The organism is Mycobacterium sp. MOTT36Y, from assembly GCF_000262165.1.
Taxonomy (GTDB): domain Bacteria; phylum Actinomycetota; class Actinomycetes; order Mycobacteriales; family Mycobacteriaceae; genus Mycobacterium; species Mycobacterium intracellulare.
Genome location: NC_017904.1, coordinates 5439604 through 5465885, shown reverse-complemented (window position 1 = coordinate 5465885; position 26282 = coordinate 5439604). Strand labels below are relative to the sequence as shown.

Below are 26282 nucleotides of genomic sequence, written 5' to 3'. Positions count from 1 at the left end.
CTAAGTGCCTGTGCGGCAGCTGATCTCCATGCTGTCGCTGTCGCGGACTCCGAAGTTGAAGCTGACGTAGCCGTTGGCCTGGTCGCGCACGCGGTCGAGATACGGGGCCATATCGGCCGAGCTGGCGTTGTCGGCGATGACCAACGCACCCGTGGACAGCCGGGGCTCCAGCAGCTCGATCACGGGCAGGTACAAATCTTTCCAACCGTCGAGCAGCAGAAAATCGACCGCCCCGTCCACGCTTTTCAACGTGCTCAGCGCATCGCCCTCCAGGATCGTGATCACATCGTCCAAGCCCGTCTCGGCGAACGTCTTCTTCGCGGCCGCGATCTTGGCGGCGCTGAGCTCGGTGGTCACGACGCGGCCGCTCCCGTTGTCACGCACCGCGGCGGCCAGGTGAACGGCGGAAATGCCGAACGACATCCCGAATTCGACGACCGTCGCCGGGCGGGTGGCGCGAACCAACGAATACAGCAGCCGGCCGGCTTCGGGCGTCACGGGGATGTAGAACTCGCTCATCGCGTCGGCCCGCTCCTGGGCGGACATCGGCTGATCGAAGGTGCCACGCCGCTCGCGCAACAGCGACATCTGGTTCTTCGACTCGGCGTACATGCGGTCGAGCGTCGATGCGACCCGGGGATCCTGCAGCGTTGTGGTCATCTCGCCGAGCCTAGGCGTGCGGCCTGGGTGGGCGCTTAGAGCCCGCCGACGGCGCCACGCTCAGCGCAAATGAGTTTGACGAGCCCGGGCCGCGGTGCCACTATGGACTCCGCAAGCACCTCGGTAGGTGAGGCGTCTGCATGGATACAGGCCACTGACCCCGAACGTCGAGAGACGCCCCGGGTCAGGACAGCTCTTCCCGGACCCAAGGGTTGAGCCCAAGTGGCTTCTGGAACGTTCCGGATACGCCGTGCAGTGCCGAAGCTCCGACGAGAGGGGTGCGACCGGCGGCTTTGGTGCCGTCGGTCATTCCTGCCTCTCTCGTTCAGGTGAATGTGACGACACCCGCGTGTGTCCCGGCCGTGAGGAGGTGAGGGCGAGATGAGTCCCGGCGATAGTCCGCATCCGAAATTCGTTTTGTCCCGATCCGGCTCCGGCATTCCTTCCGCCGCCTGACCTTGCGTTTGGTCCTGCGCGGCTGACACGTCCCACGGACAGTGTCGATGCCGATCGGACCCCTGGCAGGAGAAGATCATGGCTTTTGTTGTTACGCACCGTTTTTCCGCCGTTCCGCGGGGACGCCGGCGGTCGATGCTGCGCGCGGGCCGGTTGCTGGCCGACAAGCTGCACCTGCGGACCAACCTGACCCCGCAGGAGCGCGCCAACCTGTACGTCTCGCGGATGCCGATCGCGGTGGTCACCGCCTCGCTGGGCGGGCACGCGTCGGGACGCCCCGACAACCACTGGTGATTCGTCCCGCGCATCGAGTGCATCCGCATGCCCTCACCCGTGGTGAGAGCGATTCGTACAGCGAGGACCAGATGACGTCGATCCACACCGGCGGCGGCCGTGGCCTGGGTTCGGGCCGCACGGCCGCCGCCGCGGAGAACCCGAGCGCCGAGGCGCCGGCGTCGACGGTGCTCGACACCGCGCACGTCGGCGACATCGTCGGCGCGTTCGGTCGCATCGGGCGCACCGACGGGACCGTGACCGGCCGCTGGCGGCGGCTGAAGACACTGGCGGTCATCACCGGTCCCGGCCTGATCGTGATGGTCGGCGACAACGACGCCGGTGGCGTCGCGACCTACGCCCAGGCCGGCCAGGACTACGGGATGGGCCTGCTGTGGACGCTGGTGCTGATGATCCCGGTGCTCTACGTGAACCAGGAAATGGTGCTGCGGCTGGGTGCGGTCGCCCGGGTGGGTCACGCGCGCTTGATCTTCGAACGGTTCGGCAAGTTCTGGGGCGCCTTCAGCGTCGGCGACCTGCTGATCTTGAACGCTTTGACGATCGTCACCGAATTCATCGGTGTGTCAATGGCTCTCGGGTTCTTGGGTTGTCCGAAGATCGTCGCCGTCCCGGCGGCCGCGGTGCTGTTGTTCGCCGTCGTGGCCGGGGGTTCGTTTCGCCGCTGGGAGCGGTTGATGTTCCTGTTGATCGCGGTGAACGTGCTGATCATCCCGATGGTGCTGCTGGCGCATCCGGCCCCGAAAGCGACTGCGGCCGGGCTGATCCCGCAGTTCCCCGGCGGGCTGAACTCGACCGTGCTGCTGCTGGTGGTCGCGATCGTGGGGACGACGGTCGCGCCGTGGCAGCTGTTCTTCCAGCAGTCCAACGTGGTGGACAAGCGCATCACCGCGCGCTGGATCCCTTATGGCCGGGCCGATTTGGTGATCGGGATCGTCGTGGTCATGGTCGGGGCGACGGCGCTGATGGCGGTGACGGCCTTCGGGATGGCGGGCACCGCCGACGCCGGGCACTTCACCGACGCCGGAGCGGTCGCCGCCGGGTTGTCGCGGCATCTGGGCGGCACGGTGGGGGCGCTGTTCGCGATCATCCTGCTGGACGCGTCGCTGATCGGCGCCAACGCCGTCGGCCTGGCGACCACCTATGCCGTCGGCGACGCCCTGGGCAAGCGGCACTCGTTGCACTGGAAGATCGGCGAGGCGCCGGTGTTCTACGGCGGCTACGCGGTGCTGCTTGCGGTGTCGGCCGCGGTGTCCTTCAGCCCCGACCACGTCCTCGGCCTGGTGACCCAGGGCGTGCAGGCGCTCGCCGGCGTGCTGCTTCCCTCGGCCACCGTGTTTCTGGTGTTGCTGTGCAACGACCGCGCGGTGTTGGGACCGTGGGTGAACACGGTGCGGCAGAACATCGTTGCGTGGAGCATCGTGTGGTGTCTGGTGCTGTTGTCCCTGGCGTTGACGGCGACGACCTTCTTCCCGGACCTGTCCACCGCCACCATCGAGACCGGGCTCGCCGCCGGCGCCGCGGTCGGCATCGCCGGCGGCGCGGTGATGGTCGTCGTCGGCCGCAGGCATCGCAGCCTGGCCGAGGCGGAAGCCATCGTGCGCACCCTCGGAGGCGGGCTGGACCCGGAGCAGGTCGACGAACTCGACGACGCCGCATCGCTCACCCGTGCCGAACGGCGGGCCGTGCGCCGCCAGGACCGGGCCGGCTGGGTCACCCCGAACCTGGCCCTGCTCGACCGGCCCGCGATGTCGCCGATGCGCCGGGCGGGGTTGTTCACCCTGCGCGGCTACCTCGTGGTCGCCGTCGCGTTCGTCATCATCAAAATCGTGCAGGCAGGGGTCGTCGGGCCGGTCTCGTCATTGTGAGTCGGTAGGCAGCAGAACGATTTTCCCGTGGGTGTGCCGTCGCTCGAGTTCGGCGAAGGCGTCGGCGACCCGGTCCAGCGGATAGGTCGCGGCGATGTCGAAGTCGACGGCGCCGGAGGCGATCAGGCCGGCCATCTCGGCGAGCACCTCGGGTGTCGAGGCGTCCATGCTGCCCTCGGTCTTGGCGCCCACCTCGCCGGCCTTCTGGAAGGCGATGATGGTGTTGATCCGCTCCGGCGCGACGCCGAGGTCCACCGCGAGCTGGACGTAGTCCGGGCCGAACAAGTCGATGAACGCGTCGATGCCGTCGGGCGCCGCGTCGCGCAATCGCCCGGCGAGCCCGTCACCGTAGGCGATCGGGACGACGCCATGCGCGCGCAGCCAGTCGGCGTTGCCGGGGCCCGCGATGCCCAGCACGCGCGCCCCGCGCAGCGCCAGAAGTTGCACCACCAGGCTGCCCACCCCGCCCGCGGCTGCCGACACGGCGACCGTCTCACCGGCCTGCGGCGCCACCGCGCGCACGGCCGCGTACGCGGTCACGCCGGCCACGTAGAGCGAACCCGCCGTCTCCCAACCGAGTTGGGCGGGCTTACGAATCAGTTGACCCACCGGCACGGCGGCGTGGGTCGCGTGGCTGGACCGGCGCAGGCTGAATCCCAAAACCTCGTCGCCGACCGCAAATTCGGTGACCCCGGGCGCCACCGCGGTCACGACACCGGCGAGGTCGCTGCCCTCCCCGGAGGGAAAGGTGGCCGGGAACCTCTCGTGCATCGCCCCGACCCGGATGCCGGCCTCGCCGGGATTGATTCCGGCCGCGCGGACCTCGACGACAACCTCGCCCGGTCCGGGCGTGGGCATGTCGATGTCCGCCACGTACAACACCTCACGCCCCCCGTACCGGTCGAACCGTACGGCGCGCGCCGCTGCAGCGGTCATGCCGATCTCCTCACCGCGACGATGCCCCCACCCACGCCAGCATAGGCACGCAAAGAGCTACCCACCGGCGGCCCGTTGGGCATATGTTCGTAGCAACTCGGGCACGGATGACGCGTGGAAGGAACATGCGTGGGGGCTCCTCGGATCGGTATCGCCGGCCGGGTCGTGTGGCACGCGGCCGCGATCGTCGCGGTCGGCGCCGCGAGCACGGGCTGCGGCGGCTCCGACAAGCCCCCGCCGCCGTCGGCGGCGGAGTCGGGCCCGTCCGCATCCCCGACCGACTCGGGCGCGGTCACCGGGCCGCCGCCGCGGCAACCCACCGATTACGGCTATCTGCTGATCAAGCCGGGCGACGTGGGCGGGGGTCTCACCGCACCCCAGTCGCCGATGCTCAACCCCAACAACGCGCCGGGGGTCGCGCAGCTGTTCGCCAACGCCGACAGCGGCCGCCGGCTGTGGGACACCATCGTGGTGACCGCCGACCCGTCGGCGGCCGCGGCCGAACTCGCCGGCAGCAGAGCCGAATACGCGGGCAAGGTGGTCGGCGACTGGCGGCCGCTCGCCGTGGGCGCCAACGGGTCGGCGATTTCGGGTGCCTCGCCCGATAACTCCCAAGCCATGACGGTCCTGCTGTTCACCGAAGGCAAGGCGCTCGTCACCCTGGAATTCGACAGCGCACCCGACGACCCGTTCGACCCGGCAGTGACCGTCGACATCGCGCGCAAGCAAGACGATGCGATCAAGCGGGGACTGCCCGGCTAGCACCGCACGGGGCTACACCAAGCCCAGCAGGCGTAGGTCGGCGACGTACTTGTCGATCAATGCCGCCGACAGGTGCGGAATGTCCTCGTCCGCACCGATTTTGGCCGTCCGCACCGCGTGGCGGAAGACGTCGGTGGGGGCCGGCGCTCCCCGCAGTGGCGTCGCGGGTTCCCGGTAGGCGTCCAGCAACGGCAACACCGAATGCTGGCGCTGCTTGTCCGGTAACGCGCGAAGCGCCGTGGTGAAGCGGCCCAGCCATTCGTCATAGTCCTCGATGCGCCGGATGTCGTGTCCGGCGGCGATCAGCCAGTCGACGAACACGTCCAGGGAGACGCCGTCGTCGTGTGGGTTCATCACGTCATAGGAGCGGTACTCGCCGGATTCCTCGGCCGCCATCTGTTCGCCGAGCGTGGTGACCGCTTCGGCCACGAAGTCGGCGGGCAGCCCGTCGTAGTGGGCCACGGCTCGGTTTCCGTGTTCGTCGGTCCGGTAGAACGTGGTCGGCGCGATGCCGGTGGTCAGCAGGCTGAACATCAAGCGGGTGAAGGCATCTGGCACGTTCAGCTGCCCGGCATACCGGCTGTGCGCGAGGATCATGTCGGAGCGGAAGACGGCGACCGGCAACCCGCACAGGTCGTGCGCCTCACGCAGCAACACCTCACCGGCCCACTTGCTGTTCGCGTACCCGTTCGCATAGCTGTCGTCGATCGGGCGTACCGCGCTGACCGCGCGGATGTCGCCGTCTTCGGCGAACTCGCCGGGATCGACCGTCATCGCCACGGCGACGGTCGACAGATAGGTGACGGGCTTGATGCGCGTCGTGATCGCCAGGCGGATCAACTCGGCGGCGCCGACGACGTTCGGGCCGAACAGTTGGTCGTACGGCAGCACGTGGTTGACCAGCGCGGCCGGGTGGACGATCAGATCCACGCTCTGGGCCAGGCGCTGCCAAGTCGATTGGTCCAGGCCGAGATTGGGCTCACCGATGTCGCCGACGATGACTTCCAGGTGCTCGGCGGCCAGCGTCCGGAACCGCTCCAGCAACTGCGGATCCCCGCTGTCGAAAACGGCCTCCAGCCGTTTGCCGGCCGTCGCGGTGTCCGTCGCGCGGACGATGGAGACGAGCTTCCCGCCGGTCTCGGCGAGGCGCTCGAGCCATTCGAGGGCCAGGAAGCGGCCGAGGTAGCCGTTGGCGCCGGTCAGCAGGACCGTGTGGGGTGTGCCGGTCGCGCGCGGCAGGTTCGGTGCGGCGGCCAAGGTCGTCGCGTCGATGAACTTGTCGAGGGTGAGCTCCGCGGCGCGGACCTCGGCGGCGTCGCGTCCGTGCACAGTCGCGAATGTGGGCCGCCGCGATCCCGATTTGCGTTCGGATTCAACGTATTCCGCGAGCTGGCCCAGGTCGGTGGCGGGCCCGGTGATCATTCCCACCGGCACGTCGACGTCGAAGATGTCGCGCAGCAGGTTGGAGAAGGTCAGCGCCGACAGGGAATCGCCGCCGAGTTCGATGAAGAGTGCGTCGGGGGCGGGCGGGCCGCCGGCCACACCCAGTAGCGCCTCGGCGGCCCGGGTGAGGGTGAAGACGACGGGGTGTTTGTCCGCCCCCTCGCGCAGCGCACGCAACTCGGTCACGCGGTTTTCGGCCAGCTCGGCGTAGAGCTGTTCGAGCCGGTCGGCGTAGCGCTCCTTGAGCTTCGGCCGCAGCAGCTTGCCCACGCCCGAGAGCAGGCCGTTGTCCTCGCGGAACGGCTCGGTTTCGACGATGAAGTCGACGGGCACCTCGTAGGACTGCAGTTCGGCGAGTTGCGCCGACTGGCGCAGGGATTCGGCGACGGCGGCCTTGAGGCCCTCGGGATCTTCGGTGAATCGCTCCGCGGCGTCGGCCGTCGGCACGACGACGGCCAGCAGATAGGGGCGTTCGCTGTTGCCGTATACGAAGATCTGGCGGATCAGCGGCGCGCTGGCGAAGACGGCCTCCAGGCGGGCGACGGCGACGAACTCGCCCTGCGCCAACTTCAACACGTTGTTGCGGCGGTCGACGTAGGCCAGCCGGTCCGGCTCGAGCTCGGCCATCACGTCGCCGGTCCGGTAGTAGCCGTCGGGATCGAACGCGTTGGCGGTGACGTCCGGTCGTTTGAAGTAGCCCGGCGTCGCGGTCAGCGACTTCACCAGCAATTCGCCACGCGGATAAGGCTTGTCGGTGTGGAAATAGCCGAGTTCGGGAACGTCGATGAGCTTGTAGTCGAGCACCGGGGGACGGGTCATGCGCCCGTCCTTGGTCACCATGCCGACCTCGGTCAGCCCGTAGCCGTCGAGAACGTGGACGTCCAAACAGGTTTCGACGAAGGCCCGCATCTCCGCGGCCAGCGGCGCCGTCCCGCAGAAGGCGGTCACGATGCGCCCGCCGAGGACCTGCTCACGCAGCTCGGCCCGCGCCCGGGCCTCGGCGGAGTCGGCGTCGGCGCCCGAAGCCACGAGTCGGTCGACGGCGCTCTGGTAGCGCTGGTGAAGCATTTCCGCCACCCGGGGTACCAGGCCCATCTCGGTGGGGCGCACCAGGTTCCAGTCGTCGAACAACGTGGACAGGTCGCTTTCCGGCACGAAATAGCTGGTGCCGCCGGCCTGGAACGCCGTCGACAGCGGTATCCGGCCACCGAGGTGATTCAGCGGCATGAAGTTGACGTTGAACACGGGTGTGTCCGCGAAGTCGGGCATCAGCTCGTTGGTCCACACCTTGGCCAGCATCTGCTCGGTGTACATGGCGCCCTTGGGTAATCCGGTGCTGCCCGAGGTGTACATGATCATCGCCAGCCGCTGATCGGTGTCACCGGTGTACATGGGCTCGGGCGGTAGGGCGCGTCCGCGTTCGATGATGTCGTCGAGGGTCTCGATCCTCACCGCCGCGCCGGCGGCCGCCAGCATCGCCTCGGCGCGCTGCAGCGCCTCGCGTTGCTCGTCGACCTCGGGCTGGTAATCGAAGACCACGAGCCGCCGCAACGACGAGCTGCCCGACGCCGCCTCGACCGCGAGGTCGAGATAACCGACGCCGGCCGCCAGGATCGACGGCTCGACCTCGTCGACGATCGGTCGCAGCCGTGAGGGGGTCGTATTGTGTTGCAGCGGAACGGCAACCAGCCCGAGGTAGCCGCAGACCAGGTCGAGGGTCAGATATTCGGCGCTGGCGAAACCGACCGTCGCGACGAAGTCCCCGGGCGACACGGGGTTCGCGGCGTCGTGCCGCCACGCGGCGGCGATCGCGCGCACATCGGCCCACAGCTCGCGGTAGGTCATGGTGTCGAAGCGGGGGAGCAGTCGCGTGGTGGTACGCCCGGTCGCTGGGTCGGTGCTCAGTGTCCTGGCCCGCCAGCCCACCGCGGGCCGATCGGCGTAGCCCTCGACGAACAGCTCCAGAATCTGGGGCAGGCGCAGGCCCGGTTGGCGGGCCGCCTGCTGCAGCGACAGATCGGGTTGGGCGTTGCGGAACTGTTCGTCGGTCGCGGCCAACGCGCGGATGCGGTCGGCTACCTGCGCGTGCGCCGGGCCTCTAGAGCTAACTTTCGTGCGCTTCGCATCGCCGGTCATGGCCCGCCTCTCGTTCAAGTGCCTCGCTCCAACGAGAACTCACCGCCGCGGGCCGGTCTTCCTGTCGGCGCGTGTGACGGCGGTCACACGCCGGGGACTGCGCGTGCCGCTCAGGCCACGACCTGGATGGGGTCGCCGACGTTGACCTGGTTGAAGTACCAGGCGGCGTTGTCGGGGCTGAGGTTGATGCACCCGTGGCTGACGTTGGCGTAGCCCTGGGAGTCAACCGACCAGGGGGCCGAGTGCACGTACACGCCGCTCCAGGTGACCCGGACGGCGTACTGCGCGGTGATCTTGTAGCCCTCGGGGGAGCTGAGCGGGATGCCGATGGTGCGCGAGTCCATCACCACGGTGCGCTGCTTCTCCAGTGCGGTGAAGCTGCCCATCGGCGTGGGCCTGCTGGGCTTACCCATCGACGCGGGCATGGTGCGCAGCACCTCTCCGTCCCTGCTGACGGTGAAGGTGTGCTTGGAGATGCTGGCGACACCGAGCAGTGCATCGCCGGTGTCGAAGCCGGTCGTCAGCGCCTGCACACCCACCGAAACGTGCGTGTGTGGGGCCCAGTACTGGTTGGGGACCCACCGCACCACCGTGTCGTGAACCCATTCGAAGTGCCCCGGCGTGCCGCCCGGCGACGTCACACGAATCGACCGCTCGACGGCGGCCCGATCGGCCACCGGTGCGGTGAACGTCACCACGACGGGGTGCGCCACGCCGACCACGGCGCCGTCGGTGGGCAAAATCGAGGCGACCTCGGGTGCGGCGTGCGGCGTGGGCACGGCGGCGCTGCCACGGGCCGCCGATCCCACCAGGCCCATGACCGTGATCGCGACCATAACAAATAGATAACGAACACCTCGACGCATAGCGTCCACCCTTCGAGATGGTGCGATCAACACACGGTCATTCTACGGGTTACCCACGAATCACCGGTTTCAGCAAACAATGACAGCCCACTGGACCCGCTGCGGTCACGATTCGACCGCCGATTGGGTTCGATTGGGTCAGCGGCGCGCAGCCCGGGCGGTACGCGCTTCGAAAACGGCACCGATACACCGATTTTCGCGGCCGCAGCCCCCAAATCGTCCGCGGGCGTGGTCGAAGGTGCCGCCGCGGGCTTGGCGCACCCGTCGGGCGCGCGTTAGCCTCAGCGAGATCGGCGCCCAAGCCCGAGCCCGGAACCCGAGGAGTGCGGTGCTCTTCCGCCAGCTGGAGTACTTCGTTGCGGTCGCCTCCGAGCGCCACTTCGCCCGGGCGGCAGAGAAGTGCTTCGTCTCCCAGCCGGCGCTGTCTGCCGCGATCGCCAAGCTGGAACGGGAGCTGAACGTCACGCTGATCAACCGTGGCCACAGCTTCGAGGGCCTCACCCCGGAAGGGGAGCGGTTGGTGGTGTGGGCCAGGCGGATTCTCGCCGAGCACGACGCCTTCAAGGCCGAGGTCGACGCCGTCCGTTCCGGCATCACGGGGACGCTGCGGCTGGGCACCGTGCCGACCGCCTCGACGACCGCGTCGTTGGTGCTCTCGGCGTTCTGCTCGGCGCACCCGCTGGTGAAGGTCCAGATCCTGTCCCGGCTGGCGGCGACCGAACTGTACCGACGCCTGCGCGAGTTCGAGCTCGACGCCGCGATCGTGCACGCGGCACCCGACGAGGCGGACGTGAACCTGGTCCCGCTGTACCAGGAGCGCTACGTGCTGCTGTCACCCGCGGAGATGTTGGGATCCGGGGCGGCGACGATGACCTGGGCCCAGGCCGCGCAATTGCCGCTGGCGTTGCTCACCCCGGACATGCGCGACCGCCAGATCATCGACAAGGCGTTCGCCGATCACGGCATCACCGTCAGCCCACAGGTCGAAACCGACTCCGTCGCTTCGCTATTCGCTCAGGCGTCCGCCGGGAAGTGGGCTTCCGTCGTGCCGCACACGTGGCTGTGGACCTCCCCGCTGGGCCCGGAGATCCGGGCGGTGGAGATGGTCGATCCGGTGCTCAAAGCAGACGTCGTGTTGGCGACCAATGCGAGTGGACCCGGTTCGCCGATCGCGCGTGCGCTGGCGGCGTCGGCCGCGGGCCTGGCGCTGAACGACTTTTTCGACGCCCAACTCCTGGGCGTCACCCGCCGCCGCTGACCGCCGCCGCGCGAGCCGGGTTCAGGCCGGCCAGATGACCGCTTTCCACCCCGGCGGCCGGGTCGAGCTCGCAGTCGATGACCGACGGCGCCCCGGAGCTGATCGCCTCGGTCAGCGCCGCGCGCAGCTCATCGGGTGTGGTGACGTGATAACCCTTGCCGCCGAACGCCTCTGCGATCAGCTCGTGGCGCGCCCGCGCGTTCAGCACGGTGGGGGCGGGGTCCGACGGGTGTGCCGCGGTCTCGTCCCCCCGATAGACGCCGCCGTTGTTGAGGATGACGACGGTCACCGGTAGCCGGTAGCGGCAGATGGTCTCGATCTCCATCCCGCTGAAGCCGAACGCGCTGTCACCCTCGATCGCGACGACCGGCCCGCCGGTCTCGACGGCGGCCGCGATCGCGTAGCCCATGCCGATCCCCATGACGCCCCAGGTTCCGGTGTCGAGCCGGTGCCGCGGCAACTCCATGTCTATGACGTTGCGCGCCAGGTCGAGCGCGTTGGCGCCCTCGTTGACGATGTACACGTCCCGGTTGTCCTGCAGCACAGCGCGAATCGCGCCGAGGGCGTTGTAGAACCGCATGGGGTGCGGGTCGTCGGCGAGGCGCTCGCGCATCTTGGCGTCGTTGCGCGCCTTGCGGTCGGCCAGCTCGGTCGCCCATTTCGTTGGCGCGGCGAACGGCCGGGCGGTCACGGCGTCACACAGCGCGGACATCACCGAGCCGATGTCGCCGGCCAACGGCGCGGCGATCGGCTGGTTGCTGTCGAATTCGCTCGCCGCGATGTCGACCTGCACGAATTTGGTGTCGGACGACCATTGGGGTGACTCCCCGTGGCCCAGAAGCCAATTCAGCCGCGCGCCGATCAGCAGGACGGCGTCGGCCCTTGAGATCGCCAGCGACCGTGCGGTCGCCGCGGACTGCGGGTGCGAATCGGGCAGCAGCCCCTTGGCCATCGACATCGGCAGGAACGGGATGCCGGTGGCTTCGACGAATCGTCGAATCTCGTTGTCGGCCTGGGCGTACGCCGCGCCCTTGCCGAGCACGATCAACGGCCGCCGCGCCCGGGCCAGGACTTCCAGCGCGCGGTCGACCGCGTCGGGAGCGGGCAATTGACGGGGCGCGGGGTCGACGACCCGCCAGATCGTGCCGGCGGCGGCCGAGGCCTCCAGGGCCTGGCCCAGGACGTCCCCGGGGATGTCGAGGTAGACGCCGCCGGGACGCCCGGAGACCGCCGTGCGAATCGCGCGTGCGACGCCGCGACCGATGTCCTCGATCCGGTTGACCCGAAAGGCCGCCTTCGCGAACGGCCGTGCGGCGTTGAGCTGGTCGAGGTCCTGGTAGTCACCGCGTTGCAGATCGACCAGCGCCCGATTGCTCGAGCCGGAGATCTGGATCATCGGAAAGCAGTTCGTCGTGGCGTTCGCCAGCGCGGGCAGAGCGTTGAGGAAACCGGGCCCGGACGTCGTGAGGCACACGCCGGGCCGGCGGGTGAGGAATCCGGCGGCCGCCGCGGCGTTGCCGGCCGAGGCTTCCTGTCGAAAGCCGATGTAGCGGATGCCCGCCGCCTGCGCGGTCCGGGCGAGGTCGGTGATCGGGATGCCGACGAGGCCATAGATGGTTGCGACGTCGTTGGCCCTGAGCGCCTCCACCACGAGGTGGAAGCCGTCGATCACGCGGGTCGACCCCTGCGCGTCGCTTCCAGACGCCGAAACGGTGGACATGGGCGACTCCTCGGTGCGCGGGCGGTACTGACTAGCCATCACTGTGACCCCCGCGCCCGGCGCGTGTCCAAGTCGAAGCCGCTATCCGATGATCGACGGCGGCTATCGCCACAGCTCAGAGGGGCGGCGTCGCGCTTCGATAGCCGACGGTTATCGGTCGTGAGCGGATCGGTATTGGACGGGCCGCGAGCCCGCCCGGCAGGGTGGCATCGACGGCGTGAGGACGGCAACAGAGGGGAAGGAGCGCGGTGATGGGATCCGATTCGACAACCGGCGGCGAGGTCACGGCGTCCGCCGGCCCGCGCATCGCCGACCTGGTCGAGGCGGCGGCGCGGCGGGCGCCGCAGGCGAGCGCGCTGGTCGTCACCGCCGAACGCGTCACGGTCAGCTACGGCGACGTGACCAGGCTGGTCGACGATCTGGCCGCACAACTGGCGGCCGGCGGTCTGGTCCCGGGCGACCGGGTCGCGCTGCGCGCCGGCAGCAACGCCGAATTCGTCGTCGGGCTGCTCGCCGCGTCCCGGGCGGATCTCGTTGCGGTTCCGCTCGATCCGGCGCTGCCGGTGCGTGAGCAGCGCGCCCGCAGCGAGGCGGTGGGCGCGCGGGCGGTGCTCGTCGACCGGCCCGGCGATGACGAGACCGCCGGGGCGACACCGCCGGCCTGGCCCATCGCGGTGAGCGTCGGACCTGACGGCGCCGCCCCGGCCGTCAGCCTGACGGTCAGCGCCGCAGCGCAGCGCGACGTGTCGACGCCGCAGGGCCTGCGCGACGACGACGCCATGATCATGTTCACCGGCGGCACCACCGGCATGCCCAAAATGGTGCCCTGGACGCGCCACAACATCGCCGGCTCGGTCGCGGCCATCGTCGCCGGATACGCCCTGGGGGAACGGGATTCGACCGTCGCGGTGATGCCGCTCTACCACGGGCACGGCCTGCTCGCCGCCCTGCTGGCCACCCTGGCGTCCGGGGGAACGGTGCTGCTGCCCGCGGGTGGGCGATTCTCGGCGCACACGTTCTGGGACGACATCGAGGCGGTCCGGGCCACCTGGTACACGGCCGTCCCGACGATCCATCAGATCCTGTTGGAGCGCGCCCGAACCGAGCGGCCCGGCGGCGCCGGCGCCCTGCGGTTCATCCGCAGCTGCAGCGCGCCGCTGACCGCCGAGACGGCGCAGGCCCTGCAGGACACGTTCTCGGCCCCGGTGGTGTGCGCCTTCGGGATGACCGAGGCGACCCACCAGGTGGCCACCACCGCCGTCGAAGGCGCCGGGCACAGCGAAAACCCAGGCGCCACACCGGGTCTCGTCGGCCGCTCGACCGGACCGCAGATCCGGATCGTCGGACCCGACGGTCGGTCGCTGCCCGCCGAGACCGTCGGCGAGGTCTGGCTGCACGGCCCCACCGTGGTGCGGGGCTACCTCGGCGACCCGTCGATCACCGACGCCAACTTCACCCAAGGGTGGCTGCACACCGGCGATCTGGGCACCCTGTCGCCGGCCGGCGACCTCGTGATCCGCGGCCGCATCAAGGAACTCATCAACCGCGGCGGGGAGAAGATCTCGCCGGAGCGGGTCGAGGCGGTGCTGGCCAGCCACCCCGGCGTGCTGGAGGTGGCCGTGTTCGGCAAGCCGGACACGCTGTACGGCGAGACCGTGGCCGCGGTGATCGTCGCGCGCGGATCCGCCGCGCCGACGGCCGACGAGCTGGCGTCGTTCTGCCGTGACCGGTTGGCCCCCTTCGAGGTGCCGGCCGACTTCCAGCAGGCGGCGGAGTTGCCGCACACCGCCAAAGGCTCGCTGGACCGGCGCGCCGTCGCCGAACAGTTCCGCCCTAGCGGCGATCGCAAGCGCGGCGAAGCCGGGCGCAGCGGGTCGCCGCCATCGGACGGGGCCTGAACGCTCAGACGCCGGCGTTGACGCGCGCCGCGGCCGATTCCGGCATCGGCTCGTAGCGGGCGAACGACCGGGTGAACGAGGCGGCGCCGTGCGCCAGTGACCGCAGGTCGATGGCGTAGCGGGTCAGCTCCACCTGGGGCACCTCGGCCTTGACGACGGTGCGTTCGTTGCCCGCGGTGTCGGACCCGAGGACTCGGCCGCGCCGGCTGGACAGATCGCCCATCACGGCGCCGACGAAATCGTCGGGCACCAGCACCGAGATCTCGTCGATCGGCTCGAGCAGCGCCACCTTCGTCGCGGCCGCGGCCTCCCGCAGCGCCAGCGAGCCGGCCATCTGGAACGCGAAGTCCGACGAGTCGACGCTGTGCGCCTTGCCGTCGAGCAGGGTGACGCGGATGTCGACCACCGGGTAGCCCGCGTGCACGCCCTTCTCCATCTGGGCGCGCACACCCTTCTCGACGCTCGGAATGAACTGACGCGGCACCGCCCCGCCGACCACCTTGTCCACGAACTCGAAGCCCGAGCCCTCCGGCAGCGGCTCCACCTCGATGTCGCACACCGCGTACTGGCCGTGACCGCCGGACTGCTTGACGTGACGGCCATGGCCTTTCGCCTTGCCGCTGAAGGTTTCTCGCAGCGGGACGCGCAGCTCCACGGTGTCCACGGTGACGCCGTACCGGTTGGCCAGCGCGTCGAGCACCACCCCGGCGTGGGACTCACCCATGCACCACAGCACCACCTGGTGGGTTTCCTGGTTCTGCTCGATCCGCAGCGTCGGGTCCTCGGCGGCCAACCGGCCCAGCCCCACCGACAGCTTGTCCTCGTCGGTCTTGGCGTGGGCGGCGATCGCGACCGGCAGCAGGGGTTCGGGCATGGTCCAGGGCTTCAGCACCAGCGGCTCCGACTTGTCCGAGAGGGTGTCGCCGGTCTCGGCGCGGCTCAGCTTGCCGATCGCGCAGATGTCACCGGCCACCACGGCCGCGGCCGGGCGCTGCTGCTTGCCCAGCGGGAAGGACAGGACGCCGACGCGCTCGTCCTCGTCGTGATCGGGGTGCGCATGCCCGTTTCCATTAGACGTGCCGAAGAACGACGCAAAATGGCCCGACACGTGAATCGTGGTGTCGGGCCTGATGGTCCCGGAGAACACCCGGACCAGGCTGACCCTGCCGACGTAGGGGTCCGACGTCGTCTTCACCACCTCCGCGAGCAACGGCGCGTCGGTGTCGCACGTCAGGCCGGCGCGGGGCGCCCCGACTTGCGTGAAGACCTCCGGCAGCGGGTGTTCCATCGGCGACGGGAACCCGCGGGTGGCGACCTCCAGCAACTCGTAGGTGCCCACGCCCGTGGTGCTGCACACCGGGATCACCGGGAAGAACGACCCCCGGGCGACGGCCCGCTCCAGGTCGGCGATGAGGACGGCTTCGTCGATGGACTCACCGCCCAGGTACCGCTCCATCAGCGACTCGTCCTCGGACTCCTCGATGATCCCTTCGATCAGGGCCCCGCGCGCTTCCTCGATCTGCGCGGCGTCCGACGGGTCCGGCGCCTGCACGCTGCGCTTGCCGTCGGCGTACTCGTAGCGCGCCTGCGACAGCAGACCGATCAGCCCGCGGCAGGAGGGCAGCCCGGTCGGCAGGTACAACGGTAAAACCTTGTCGCCGAACGCATCCTGCGCCGCGGCCAGCGCCTCGGAATAATTCGCGCGGGTGTGGTCGAGCTTGGTGATCACCACGGCGCGGGGCATGCCGACCTGGTTGCACTCCTGCCACAGCGATTTGGTGGGCTCGTCGACGCCTTCGTTGGCCGCGATCACGAACAGCGCGCAATCGGCGGCCCGCAGCCCGGCCCGCAGCTCCCCGACGAAGTCGGCGTAGCCGGGCGTGTCGATCAGGTTGACCTTGACGCCGTCATGCGACAGGGAGGCCACCGCGAGGCCCACCGATCGTTGTTGACTGATCTCGGCCTCGTCGTAGTCGCAGACCGTGCTGCCGTCCGCCACCGAGCCGCTTCGCGTCAGCACGCCGGCGGCGACCAACAGCGCTTCGACGAGCGTGGTCTTGCCGCCGCCGGACGGTCCCACCAGAACCACGTTGCGAATCTCGCCCGGACCGTTGGCGGTAGGAGCGTTTGCCGCGCCTTGGGAAGTAGTTGTCCTGTCTGCCATGACTTCCTCCAGGTTGCCGGGGCGCGTGGTCGCTGACCTAGCTAGCACCTATCTAGCTACCATTCACCCAACTCCCGTCGACCACAAGACCGTCGGGCCAGATCGAACGGCCGGCCGATCAGGGATGCCAGCTCGACCAGCGGTGCACGGCGACGGCGATGACCGGGCCGTCCAGCGAAACCGATTGATACTGAGGGTATTTCGCGCGCAGCAGCCGGCGGCCCGATTCCAGTGCCCGGCCGTCGTCGTGGATGGTGGCGACACCGTCGGCCCGCACCCACCACAGCCGCGCCCAGTCATCGGAGTAGTGGTCCACCAGCAGGCTCACCCGCGGGTCGGCCTCGATGTTGGCCAGCCGGCGCAGCCGCCGCGTCGTCTTCGGTTTCGCGTCGACGGCCGTGTACACCACGTCCCGGCCGCCCGGGTCGGCGGCGACCGCGAACACCACCGGCACCAGGTGCGGCGCCCCGCCCGGGGTGACGGTGGCCAACCGCGCGACCGGCGACTCGATGAATCGGGCCCGGGGGTCGAATTCGCCCACCGCGTCAGCTTAGGGGCGCGCCGGGCGTGACAGCAGGGCCGGCGCGAGCCTGGGACATGCCGTGCACAGCTACCTGCATTACGGTTATGTACACGAATTGTGCCGCCCAGAGCCTGAGGCCGGGACAGTTTGTTGGTTACGGCGAAGCAGGAGGGTGACACCGATGAGCAAATCGCACCACCGCTCGGTCTGGTCCAGGATGGTCAGCGTGGTGGCCGTGGTCGCACTCGGCCTCGGTCTGGACGCCGGTATCGGCCTCGGAATGGCCACCGCGTCACCGCCCGCCCTGCCGCTGGACCCGTCGGCGATGGTCGGTCAGGTGGGGCCGCAGGTGGTCAACATCGACACCAAGTTCGGCTACAACAACGCCGTCGGTGCCGGCACCGGCATCGTGATCGACCCGAACGGTGTCGTGCTGACCAACAACCACGTGATCTCGGGGGCCACCGACATCAGCGCCTTCGCCGTCGGCAACGGGCAGACCTACGCCGTGGACGTGGTCGGCTACGACCGCACGCAAGACATCGCGGTGCTGCAGCTGCGCGGTGCCGCCGGGCTTCCCACCGCCGCGATCGGTGGTGAGGCCAGGGTGGGCGAGCCGATCGTCGCGCTGGGGAACGCCGGCGGTCAGGGCGGAACCCCCAGCGCGGTCACGGGCAAGGTCCTCGCGCTCAACCAGAGCGTCTCGGCGACCGACACCCTGACCGGCGCGCAGGAGAATCTGGGCGGCCTCATCCAGGCCGACGCGCCGATCAGGCCGGGCGACTCCGGTGGGCCCATGGTGAACAGCGCCGGGCAGGTGATCGGTGTGGACACCGCCGCCACCGACAGCTACAAGATGTCCGGCGGTCAGGGCTTCGCGATTCCGATCGGCCGCGCGATGGGTGTCGCCAACCAGATCAGGTCCGGCGCCGGCTCCAACACCGTGCACATCGGCCCCACCGCGTTCCTCGGCCTGGGCGTGATGGACAACAACGGCAACGGCGCGCGGGTGCAGCGGGTGGTCAACGGCGGGCCCGCCGGGGCGGCCGGGATCGCCGCGGGCGACGTCATCACCGGGGTCGACAACGTCGCGATCACCGGGGCGACGTCCATGACCGAGGTGCTCGTCCCGCACCACCCCGGGGACACGATCGCCGTGCATTACCGCTCCACCGACGGCGGCGACCGCACCGCGAACATCACGCTGGCGGAGGGGCCGCCGGCCTGACACACCCGGCGACGACATCCGGCCGGAGGCCAATTCGTTTGCCCCCGGCCGTGATTCGTCGCCCAGGAGTGGGCGTGATTCCGAATGTCGCGCCTCGGGTACCCGTGGCATCGTGGATTTGATGAACGACGCAAAAGAAGCTGTCGAGCACCATCCCGAAGGGGGCAGTCACGTCCAGGACGGCGTCGTCGAGCACCCCGACGCCGAGGACTTCAACAACGCCGCCGCGCTACCCACCGACCCGACCTGGTTCAAGCACGCCGTGTTCTACGAGGTGCTGGTGCGGGCGTTCTTCGACGCCAACGCCGACGGCGCCGGTGACCTGCGCGGACTGCTGGGGCAGCTGGACTACCTGCAATGGCTGGGCATCGACTGCATCTGGCTGCCCCCGTTCTACGACTCGCCCCTGCGCGACGGCGGTTATGACATCAGGGACTTCTACAAGGTGCTGCCCGAGTTCGGGACGGTCGAGGATTTCGTCGCGCTGCTCAACGCCGCGCACGAGCGGGGCATCCGCGTGATCACCGACCTGGTGATGAACCACACATCGGATTCGCATCCCTGGTTCCAGGAGTCGCGCCACGACCCCGACGGCCCGTACGGCGACTACTACGTGTGGAGCGACACAAGCGAGCGCTACACCGACGCCCGGATCATCTTCATCGACACCGAGGAGTCCAACTGGACCTTCGACCCGGTGCGCAAGCAGTTCTACTGGCACCGCTTCTTTTCGCACCAGCCGGACCTGAACTACGAAAACCCGGCCGTGCAGGAAGCCATGATCGACGTGCTGCGGTTCTGGCTCGGCCTGGGCATCGACGGGTTCCGGCTGGACGCGGTGCCCTACCTGTTCGAACGGGAGGGCACCAACTGCGAGAACCTGCCGGAGACGCACGCCTTCCTCAAACGCGTCCGCAAGGTCGTCGACGACGAATTCCCGGGGCGGGTGCTGCTGGCCGAGGCCAACCAGTGGCCGGCCGACGTCGTCGAGTACTTCGGCGACCCCAGCACCGGCGGCGACGAATGCCACATGGCCTTCCACTTCCCGCTGATGCCGCGCATCTTCATGGCGGTGCGCCGGGAGTCCCGGTTCCCGATCTCGGAGATCCTGGCCCAGACGCCCGAGATCCCCGACATGGCGCAGTGGGGGATCTTCCTGCGCAACCACGACGAGTTGACGTTGGAGATGGTCACCGACGAAGAGCGCGACTACATGTACTCGGAGTACGCCAAGGATCCGCGGATGAAGGCGAACGTCGGCATCCGCCGCCGCCTGGCCCCACTGCTGGACAACGACCGCAACCAGATCGAGCTGTTCACCGCGCTGCTGCTGTCGCTGCCCGGCTCGCCGGTCCTGTACTACGGTGACGAGATCGGCATGGGCGACGTGATCTGGTTGGGAGACCGCGACGGGGTGCGCACCCCGATGCAGTGGACGCCGGACCGTAACGCCGGCTTCTCCAAGGCCAATCCCGGCCGGCTGTACCTGCCGCCCAGCCAGGACTCCGTGTACGGCTATCAGGCGGTCAACGTGGAGGCCCAGCGCGACACGTCCACGTCGCTGCTCAACTTCACCCGCACGATGTTGGCCGTGCGGCGCCGCCACGAGGCCTTCGCCATCGGGAGTTTCGAGGAACTGGGCGGCTCGAACCCGTCGGTGCTGGCGTTCCTGCGGCAGGTGTCCGGCGACGGCGACACCGTGCTGTGCGTCAACAACCTGTCGCGGTTCCCGCAGCCGATCGAACTGAACCTGCAGCATTGGAGCGGACGCACGCCGGTCGAGCTGACCGGGCAGGTGGAGTTTCCGCGCATCGGTCACCTGCCCTACCTGCTGACACTGCCGGGACACGGGTTCTATTGGTTCCGGCTGAGCGGATGCGAGGAGGATGCATGACGATCACTCGCGCCGGCGTCAATCCAGGCAAGAAAGAGGAGCGGCGCTGATGACTTCCCCGGAGAAATTGCCCTGGTCCGAGTGGCTTCCACAGCAGCGTTGGTACGCCGGGCGCAACCGCGAACTGTCCAGCGCCGAGCCGAGCGTCGTCGTGGCGCTGCGCGACGATCTCGACTTGGTGCTCGTCGACGCCTCCTACGCCGACGGTTCCCGGGACCGCTACCAGGTGATCGTGAGGTGGGATTCCGCCCCGGTCGTCGAGTACAGCAACGTCGCCACCATCGGCGCCGCCGACGACCGGACCGGCTTCGACGCGATGTACGACGCCGACGCGCCGCAGTTTTTGCTGTCGCTCATCGACTCGTCGGCCGCGCGCGGCGCGTCGGGCGTCGAGGTGAGATTCGCCAAGGAGCCCGACGCCGAGCTGCCGCTGGAGGCGATGGCGCACGTGTCCGACGCCGAGCAGTCCAACACGAGCGTCATCTTCGACCGCGACGCGATCTTCAAGGTGTTCCGCCGCGTCAGCGGCGGCATCAACCCCGACATCGAGCTCAACCGCGTGCTGGGCCGCGCGGGCAACCCGCACGTCGCCCGGCTGCTGGGCACCTACGAGATGACGGGTCCGGGCGACGAGACGTGGCCGCTGGGCATGGTGACCGAGTTCGCCGCCAACGCCGCGGAAGGCTGGGCGATGGCCAGCGCCAGCGTTCGCGACCTGTTCGCCGAGGCCGATCTCTACGCGTACGAGGTCGGCGGCGACTTCGCCGGCGAGTCCTTCCGCCTCGGCGAGGCCGTGGCGTCGGTGCATGCCACCCTGGCCGAGACCCTCGGCACCGCGCAGGCGGTCTTCCCGGTGGAGAACGTGCTGGCGCGGCTGTCGTCGACCGTGGCCCTGGTGCCCGAGCTCGAGGAGTTCGCCGCGACCATCGACGAGCGGTTCCGCAAGCTGGTCGCCGAGACGATCACCGTGCAGCGCGTCCATGGCGATCTGCACCTGGGGCAGGTGCTGCGCACGCCGGAGAGCTGGTTGCTCATCGACTTCGAGGGTGAGCCGGGGCAGCCGCTCGAGGAACGCCGCGCGCCCGATTCGCCGCTGCGCGACGTGGCCGGCGTCCTGCGGTCATTCGAATACGCCGCCTACGGGCCGCTGGTGGACCAGGCCGATGACAAGCAGTTGGCGGCCCGGGCCCGCGAGTGGGTCGAACGCAACCGCACCGCGTTCTGCGACGGCTACGCGGCCGCCTCCGGGATTGACCCCCGCGATTCGGCGCAGCTGCTGGCCGCCTACGAACTGGACAAGGCCGTCTACGAAGCCGGCTACGAGGCCCGGCACCGGCCCGGCTGGCTGCCGATCCCGTTGCGTTCCATCGCCCGCCTGACCGCCGTCTGAGTGGCGATCGCAAGCGCGGCGTAGCCGGGCGCGGTCGCCCGTCGGCAAGCGGCGTGCGCTGCACGCGCCGCCGCCGTCTGGAACCATGTGCGTGTGCCGAACGAGATCAATAACAGTGAGTCGCGGTTGTCCTGGGTGCTGGCGGTGCTGGCGGGGATCCTGGGAGCGACCGCCTTCACCCATTCCGCCGGCTACTTCGTGACCTTCATGACCGGGAACGCCCAGCGGGCCATGCTCGGGTATTTCCGCGGCGACGTGTTGCTGTCGGTGACGGCGGGCGTGTTGATCGTTTGCTTCGTCTCAGGCGTGGTGATCGCCTCGGTGTGCCGGCGGCATTTCTGGGTGGCGCACCCGCATGGGCCGACGGTGCTGACGACGTTCAGCCTGCTGGCGGCCACCATGGTGGACGTCATCGATGAGGGCTGGGAAGAGAATCTGCTCGATTTCGCGCCGATCATGTTGGTGGCCTTCGGCATTGGGGCCCTCAACACATCGTTCGTCAAGGACGGCGAGGTGTCGGTCTCGCTCAGCTACGTGACCGGGACGCTGGTCAAGATGGGCCAGGGCATCGAACGCCACCTCGCCGGTGGGACGGCGGCCGAATGGCTGGGTTATTTCCTGCTGTTCGCCAGCTTCGTGGTGGGCGCAACCGTGGGCGGGTTCATCAGCCTGTTCGTCAACGGGACGTGGATGCTGGTGGTGGCCACGGTCGTGTGCGCGCTGACCACCGGCTACACCTACTTCCACTCCGATCGGCGCGCCCTGCTCGACGCGGGTGAAAAAGAGCATCGGCAGTAGCGCTGACCGGTGCGCTACTGCCGATGCTGGCTTGCCGGGATTTAGGTCGCCGGCTGCGCGGGTTGCGCCGGCTGTGCCGGTTGCGCGGGTTGCGCGGTGGTGTTGCTGGCCAGCAGCACCTGCTGCATGTCGGGCTTCATGGCCATCAACTGCTGGTTCCAGTAGGGCCACGAGTGCGTCCCGTTGGCGGGGAAGTTGAACACCCCGTTGCGCCCGCCCGCGGCCGCGTAGTTGTTCTGGAACTGCTCGTTGGTGCGCAGCGTCAGGCCCTCCAGGAACTTGGCCGGCATGTTGTCGCCGCCCAGGTCGCTGGGAGTGCCGTTACCGCAGTAGACCCAGATGCGGGTGTTGTTGGCGACCAGCCGCGGAATCTGGACCATCGGGTCGTTGCGCTTCCACGCCGGGTCGGTGGACGGGCCCCACATGCTGTTGGCGTTGTAGCCGCCGGCGTCGTTCATCGCCAGGCCGATCAGGGTGGGCCACCACCCCTCGGACGGGTTCAGGAACCCGGACAGGGCGGCGGCGTAGGGGAACTGCTGCGGGTAGTAGGCGGCCAGGATCAGCGCCGAGCCGCCCGACATCGAGAGCCCCACCGCGGCGTTGCCCGCCGGGGAGATCTGCTTGTTCGCCTGCATCCACAGCGGCATTTCCTGGGTCAGGAAGGTCTCCCACTTGTAGGTGTAGTTCTGCCCGTTGCCCGACGACGGCTGGTACCAGTTGCTGTAGAAGCTGGACTGGCCGCCGACCGGCATGATCACCGACAGGCCGGACTGGTAGAACTCCTCGAAGGCGGGGGTGTTGATGTCCCAGCCGTTGTAGTCGTCCTGCGCGCGCAGGCCGTCCAGCAGGTACACGGCGTGCGCGCCGCCGGGCTGGAACTGGACCTTGATGTTGCGGCCCATCGACGGCGACGGAACCTCGAGGTATTCCACCGGGAGCCCCGGCTTGGAGAAAGCGCTCGCGGTGGGGAAGCCTCCGGTGGCGGCGACGAGACCGGACAGCAGGGAGGCCCCCACGGCAGCGATCGCCAGTCGGCGCGGCATGTTCGCCCCCGCGCCACGCAACTTTCGCACCTTTTCGATGAACGACATAGCTCTCTACCCATCCCAACTTTCATCTGCCGCACCATGCGGTGGAATCTGTTCTCGGGGAGTGAAACACAGCGCGAGCGCCGAATTCGGTTGTCGCGGCCGCAGCGACAGATCGCGGTTAGCTAACGATTGCGAGTCGGCCAGACATCATCACGTTCGGGTCACGATCGGCTCTCGGAACCGCGCCGCCCCTTGCGACGTGATGGCGGGCGCGCTAGCACCGCCGGTGGCGCTCTAGGCGACCAAGCGACGCAAAAGCGTTGACGCCGTGGTGATTCCGAGCACCGCCGCCACCACCAGCACGACGATGCCGACCGGGTTGAACGGGGTTCCGATCAGCAGCGCCCGCAGCGCGTCGACCTCGTAGCTGAGGGGATTGACCTTGCTCAGCGCGCGCAACCACGCCGGCATCACGTCGACCGGGTACAGCGCGTTGGAGGCGAAGAACAGCGGCATGGTGATCGCCTGTCCGATGCCCATCAGGCGATCGCGGTTGCGCACCAAGCCGGCCAGCGTCATCGACAGGCACGCGAAGAACGCGGCGCCGAGCATGACGACCCCCATCGCCGCCGCGATCCGCAGGGGATTGATCGTCAGGCCTACACCCATCAGGTACGCCAGCGCCATCACACCGACGACCTGGGCCACCGAACGCACCCCGGCCGCGAACGCCTTGCCGGTGATCAGCGCCGACGCCGGCGCCGGCGTGACCATGAGCTTGGCGAGTACGCCGGCGTCGCGATCCCAAATGATCTGTATCCCATAGAAAATGGAGATGAACAACGCCGACTGGGCGATGATCCCGGGTGCCAGGAAGGCCAGATACGACACCGATCCGGTCGCGATGACGTGTAGGTGGCTGAAGGTGGTACCGAAAATCAGCAACCACAGCGCGGGCTGCACCATCCGGGTGACGAGTTCGGTCCGGTCGTGTTGCAGCTTCTGCAGTTCGACGATCGCGAATGCTCCGATGCGGCCGGTCAGCGCGCCGACCCGCTGCCATCCCCGCGGCGCGCGAAGCAGTGTCCCCGCCGCGGCGCCATCAACCGACACGGCGCGCCACCTTTCTGCTGGAACGGATTTCCCGGATGGACCCGGGTTCCTCCGTCGACGCCGCCTTGTCGTCCAAACCCGTTGCCGCGTAATGGCGGAACACATCCTCGAGCGTGGCGCCCGGCGACCCGTTGGACAGCCGGGCCTTCAACGCGTCGGGTGCGCCGACGGCCCGCAACGCGCCGCGGTGCATCAGCGCCACCCGGTCGCACAGCGCGTCGGCCTCCTCCATGTAGTGCGTCGTCAGCAGCACCGTCATGCCGAACTGCGCCTGCATCTTTCGCACCTGCGACCACACGCCGTCGCGCGCAATGGGATCCAGCCCCACGGTCGGCTCGTCCAACACCAGCAGCGACGGACGATTGACCAGCGCCTGCGCCACCTCGAGACGGCGGACCATGCCGCCGGAGTAGGCCGACGCCATCCGGTCGGCCACGCCCAGCAGGTCCATGGCGACGAGCGCCTGATCGACGCGATCGGAGCGCTCGGCGCGAGGCACACCGTACAACCGCGCGAACCACTCCACGTTCTGCCGGCCCGTCAGCGCGGGCTCGATCGAAAGCTGTTGCGGCACATAGCCGATGTTGCTTCTGATGTCGGTGGTTTGGCGGCGCGCGTCCATCCCGAAAATGTGGAGCTCGCCCTGCTGCACCGGGGCCAGCGTGGTCAGCATCCGGACCATGGTCGTCTTCCCGGCGCCGTTGGGGCCCAACAGGCCCATGGTTTCGCCGGGCCGGACCTGCAATGTCACGTCGTCGACGGCGGTGAACTGGCCGTAGCGGTAGGTCAGGTGCCGGGCGTCGATCGCCATCGGCAGCGTCACGCTCATGATCTTCGCTCCTGAAGCATGCGGGTCATCGTGTCGAGGACCTCCAATCCCTTTGCCAAGGACTCGATTTCGTCGGCGTCGAGTTCGTCGAGCAGCTCGGACAGCAGGTCGCGCCGGGCGGCCCGGGACGCGTCGAGGATCTGCTGGGCGGGCTCGGCGAGCCGAAGCTGGCACACCCGGCGATCGGTGTCCCCGGCGGTGCGGAGCAGCAGCCCGTCGGAGACCAACCTGGTGACCAGGGTCGAGGCGGTATTGGGCACCAGCCCGAGTTCGGCCGCGGCGGCGCTGACCGAGATTCCCGGACGCCGGCCGACCAGCCACAGCAGTTCGGACTGCGATTCGGAGAGCCGCGACGAATCGAACGCCCGGCCGGCCGACCGGCGTAGTTGCCGCCGGAAGCGGCCGACCACGCCGAACAGGTCGGTTGCGACGTCGGTGCGTGTCTTCACTTCCGCCATGATACCTCTGTAGCCGAGCTATTTAGGTGGGGAAGCTCCGCGTACGGTAAGTACCCGCTACCTGGGCAGGCGATGCAGCGCGACGCCGGTCACGGCGCCGTCGTCGACGTCGGCGGTCATGTACGTGCAAAACGGCTGGCGGCGCCGATCCGTCGGCGACCCCGGATTGAGCAGGCGCAACCCGGTCTCGGTGGTGCTGTCCCAGGGGATGTGGCTGTGCCCGAACACCAGCACCTGGCTGTCCGGGTACAGCCGTGACATACGCGCGTCGCGGCCCGCTGCGGCGCCGGTCTCGTGGGTGACCGTGAACCGGACGCCCGCCAGGGTCACGTCCGCCCGCTCGGGGAGCCGGGCCCGCAACGCCGGGCCGTCGTTGTTTCCCCAGCACCCGACCAGGCGTGTCGCGGCGCTTTCGAGGCGATCGAGGAACTCCGGCGAGATCCAGTCGCCGGCGTGGATGACGACGTCGGCCTGGGCGACCTCATCCCACACCTGCGCGGGCAGGTCGCGGGCGCGTTTGGGGATGTGGGTATCGGCGATCAGCAGCAGCCTCACCGACC

The 26282-nt window shown here is 69.0% G+C and carries 21 protein-coding genes and 1 riboswitch; of the genes, 9 read left to right on the top strand and 12 right to left on the bottom strand.

Annotation, left to right across the window (positions count from 1 at the left end; genetic code table 11):
- Positions 1 to 660: an O-methyltransferase gene (locus W7S_RS25050; protein WP_008262169.1), complete on the bottom strand. Its 660-nt coding sequence runs from the start codon at positions 658 to 660 to the stop codon at positions 1 to 3.
- Positions 661 to 772: 112 nt separating this feature from the next.
- Positions 773 to 945: riboswitch (M-box (ykoK) riboswitch) on the top strand.
- Between the two features lie 249 nt (positions 946 to 1194).
- Here W7S_RS25050 and W7S_RS27070 point away from each other — a divergent pair.
- Positions 1195 to 1410 (top strand): hypothetical protein, encoded by a 216-nt coding sequence (locus tag W7S_RS27070; RefSeq protein WP_131810750.1) that lies wholly within the window; start codon positions 1195 to 1197, stop codon positions 1408 to 1410.
- A 71-nt stretch (positions 1411 to 1481) separates the two neighbouring features.
- Positions 1482 to 3275, top strand: coding sequence for an NRAMP family divalent metal transporter (locus W7S_RS25045; protein ID WP_008262165.1), 1794 nt, complete (start codon positions 1482 to 1484; stop codon positions 3273 to 3275).
- Here W7S_RS25045 and W7S_RS25040 read toward each other — a convergent pair.
- Positions 3267 to 4211 (bottom strand): NADP-dependent oxidoreductase, encoded by a 945-nt coding sequence (locus tag W7S_RS25040; protein ID WP_008262161.1) that lies wholly within the window; start codon positions 4209 to 4211, stop codon positions 3267 to 3269. The two genes, W7S_RS25045 and W7S_RS25040, sit on opposite strands and share 9 nt — an antisense overlap.
- Before the next feature lie 129 nt (positions 4212 to 4340).
- Between W7S_RS25040 and W7S_RS25035 the strand changes: the two genes are divergently transcribed.
- Positions 4341 to 4973 carry a hypothetical protein gene (locus tag W7S_RS25035; RefSeq protein ID WP_014712555.1) on the top strand — a complete coding sequence of 211 codons (633 nt, stop codon included), beginning with the start codon at positions 4341 to 4343 and terminating at the stop codon, positions 4971 to 4973.
- A gap of 12 nt (positions 4974 to 4985) precedes the next feature.
- Here the strand turns inward: W7S_RS25035 and car are convergent, their stop codons facing one another.
- Positions 4986 to 8552 carry a carboxylic acid reductase gene (car, locus tag W7S_RS25030; protein ID WP_050989402.1) on the bottom strand — a complete coding sequence of 1189 codons (3567 nt, stop codon included), beginning with the start codon at positions 8550 to 8552 and terminating at the stop codon, positions 4986 to 4988.
- A gap of 110 nt (positions 8553 to 8662) precedes the next feature.
- Positions 8663 to 9418: a L,D-transpeptidase family protein gene (locus W7S_RS25025; RefSeq protein WP_014712553.1), complete on the bottom strand. Its 756-nt coding sequence runs from the start codon at positions 9416 to 9418 to the stop codon at positions 8663 to 8665.
- Positions 9419 to 9746: 328 nt separating this feature from the next.
- On the opposite strand from W7S_RS25025, the gene W7S_RS25020 reads away from it, so the two are divergent.
- Positions 9747 to 10676: a LysR family transcriptional regulator gene (locus W7S_RS25020; RefSeq protein ID WP_014712552.1), complete on the top strand. Its 930-nt coding sequence runs from the start codon at positions 9747 to 9749 to the stop codon at positions 10674 to 10676.
- On the opposite strand, the gene oxc is transcribed toward W7S_RS25020, so the two are convergent.
- Complete coding sequence (gene oxc, locus W7S_RS25015) at positions 10660 to 12396, bottom strand: oxalyl-CoA decarboxylase (RefSeq protein ID WP_014712551.1); 1737 nt, start codon at positions 12394 to 12396, stop codon at positions 10660 to 10662. The genes W7S_RS25020 and oxc overlap by 17 nt on opposite strands.
- A gap of 251 nt (positions 12397 to 12647) precedes the next feature.
- Here oxc and W7S_RS25010 point away from each other — a divergent pair, with 251 nt between their 5' ends.
- Complete coding sequence (locus W7S_RS25010; RefSeq protein ID WP_014712550.1) at positions 12648 to 14294, top strand: FadD7 family fatty acid--CoA ligase; 1647 nt, start codon at positions 12648 to 12650, stop codon at positions 14292 to 14294.
- A 4-nt stretch (positions 14295 to 14298) separates the two neighbouring features.
- On the opposite strand, the gene W7S_RS25005 is transcribed toward W7S_RS25010, so the two are convergent.
- Both W7S_RS25005 and W7S_RS25000 read right to left on the bottom strand, forming a co-directional pair.
- Positions 14299 to 16458: an elongation factor G-like protein EF-G2 gene (locus W7S_RS25005; RefSeq protein ID WP_014712549.1), complete on the bottom strand. Its 2160-nt coding sequence runs from the start codon at positions 16456 to 16458 to the stop codon at positions 14299 to 14301.
- 118 nt (positions 16459 to 16576) lie between these two features.
- On the bottom strand, positions 16577 to 16999 hold the full coding sequence (locus W7S_RS25000; protein WP_008262148.1) for a TIGR03668 family PPOX class F420-dependent oxidoreductase: 423 nt from the start codon (positions 16997 to 16999) through the stop codon (positions 16577 to 16579).
- 163 nt (positions 17000 to 17162) lie between these two features.
- Here W7S_RS25000 and W7S_RS24995 point away from each other — a divergent pair, with 163 nt between their 5' ends.
- The 4 genes from W7S_RS24995 (at position 17163) to W7S_RS24980 (ending at position 22291) form a co-directional block, all read left to right on the top strand.
- Entirely contained in the window at positions 17163 to 18209 is a 1047-nt protein-coding gene (locus W7S_RS24995; RefSeq protein WP_008262147.1) for a S1C family serine protease, read from the top strand.
- 121 nt (positions 18210 to 18330) lie between these two features.
- Positions 18331 to 20103: a maltose alpha-D-glucosyltransferase gene (gene treS / locus W7S_RS24990; RefSeq protein ID WP_008262145.1), complete on the top strand. Its 1773-nt coding sequence runs from the start codon at positions 18331 to 18333 to the stop codon at positions 20101 to 20103.
- A 49-nt stretch (positions 20104 to 20152) separates the two neighbouring features.
- Positions 20153 to 21493 carry a maltokinase gene (locus tag W7S_RS24985; RefSeq protein ID WP_008262144.1) on the top strand — a complete coding sequence of 447 codons (1341 nt, stop codon included), beginning with the start codon at positions 20153 to 20155 and terminating at the stop codon, positions 21491 to 21493.
- A gap of 93 nt (positions 21494 to 21586) precedes the next feature.
- Positions 21587 to 22291 (top strand): YoaK family protein, encoded by a 705-nt coding sequence (locus W7S_RS24980; RefSeq protein ID WP_008262142.1) that lies wholly within the window; start codon positions 21587 to 21589, stop codon positions 22289 to 22291.
- A 41-nt stretch (positions 22292 to 22332) separates the two neighbouring features.
- Here the strand turns inward: W7S_RS24980 and ag85C are convergent, their stop codons facing one another.
- The 5 genes from ag85C to W7S_RS24955 all read right to left on the bottom strand — a co-directional run bounded on the left by ag85C (position 22333) and on the right by W7S_RS24955 (position 26277).
- A complete protein-coding gene (gene ag85C / locus W7S_RS24975; RefSeq protein WP_008262140.1) occupies positions 22333 to 23382 on the bottom strand; it encodes a diacylglycerol acyltransferase/mycolyltransferase Ag85C in 1050 nt (349 codons plus the stop codon).
- Positions 23383 to 23616: 234 nt separating this feature from the next.
- Entirely contained in the window at positions 23617 to 24435 is an 819-nt protein-coding gene (locus tag W7S_RS24970; protein WP_008262137.1) for an ABC transporter permease, read from the bottom strand.
- On the bottom strand, positions 24425 to 25264 hold the full coding sequence (locus W7S_RS24965; RefSeq protein WP_008262136.1) for an ATP-binding cassette domain-containing protein: 840 nt from the start codon (positions 25262 to 25264) through the stop codon (positions 24425 to 24427). Before W7S_RS24965 ends, W7S_RS24970 begins: the two co-directional genes overlap by 11 nt.
- On the bottom strand, positions 25261 to 25722 hold the full coding sequence (locus W7S_RS24960) for a MarR family winged helix-turn-helix transcriptional regulator (RefSeq protein WP_008262134.1): 462 nt from the start codon (positions 25720 to 25722) through the stop codon (positions 25261 to 25263). Before W7S_RS24960 ends, W7S_RS24965 begins: the two co-directional genes overlap by 4 nt.
- A gap of 57 nt (positions 25723 to 25779) precedes the next feature.
- Complete coding sequence (locus W7S_RS24955; protein WP_008262133.1) at positions 25780 to 26277, bottom strand: metallophosphoesterase; 498 nt, start codon at positions 26275 to 26277, stop codon at positions 25780 to 25782.
- Positions 26278 to 26282 lie beyond the last annotated feature (5 nt).

Coding starts and splice junctions, on each gene's coding strand:
- W7S_RS25040 (WP_008262161.1), bottom strand. CDS start 4,211: ATGACCGCTGCAGCGGCGCGCGCCGTACGGTTCGACCGGTACGGGGGG.
- W7S_RS24960 (WP_008262134.1), bottom strand. CDS start 25,722: ATGGCGGAAGTGAAGACACGCACCGACGTCGCAACCGACCTGTTCGGC.
- W7S_RS24985 (WP_008262144.1), top strand. CDS start 20,153: ATGACTTCCCCGGAGAAATTGCCCTGGTCCGAGTGGCTTCCACAGCAG.
- W7S_RS25045 (WP_008262165.1), top strand. CDS start 1,482: ATGACGTCGATCCACACCGGCGGCGGCCGTGGCCTGGGTTCGGGCCGC.
- oxc (WP_014712551.1), bottom strand. CDS start 12,396: ATGTCCACCGTTTCGGCGTCTGGAAGCGACGCGCAGGGGTCGACCCGC.
- W7S_RS24995 (WP_008262147.1), top strand. CDS start 17,163: ATGAGCAAATCGCACCACCGCTCGGTCTGGTCCAGGATGGTCAGCGTG.
- W7S_RS25010 (WP_014712550.1), top strand. CDS start 12,648: ATGGGATCCGATTCGACAACCGGCGGCGAGGTCACGGCGTCCGCCGGC.
- W7S_RS25005 (WP_014712549.1), bottom strand. CDS start 16,458: ATGGCAGACAGGACAACTACTTCCCAAGGCGCGGCAAACGCTCCTACC.
- W7S_RS27070 (WP_131810750.1), top strand. CDS start 1,195: ATGGCTTTTGTTGTTACGCACCGTTTTTCCGCCGTTCCGCGGGGACGC.
- treS (WP_008262145.1), top strand. CDS start 18,331: ATGAACGACGCAAAAGAAGCTGTCGAGCACCATCCCGAAGGGGGCAGT.
- W7S_RS25050 (WP_008262169.1), bottom strand. CDS start 660: ATGACCACAACGCTGCAGGATCCCCGGGTCGCATCGACGCTCGACCGC.
- W7S_RS25025 (WP_014712553.1), bottom strand. CDS start 9,418: ATGCGTCGAGGTGTTCGTTATCTATTTGTTATGGTCGCGATCACGGTC.
- W7S_RS24965 (WP_008262136.1), bottom strand. CDS start 25,264: ATGAGCGTGACGCTGCCGATGGCGATCGACGCCCGGCACCTGACCTAC.
- ag85C (WP_008262140.1), bottom strand. CDS start 23,382: ATGTCGTTCATCGAAAAGGTGCGAAAGTTGCGTGGCGCGGGGGCGAAC.
- car (WP_050989402.1), bottom strand. CDS start 8,552: ATGACCGGCGATGCGAAGCGCACGAAAGTTAGCTCTAGAGGCCCGGCG.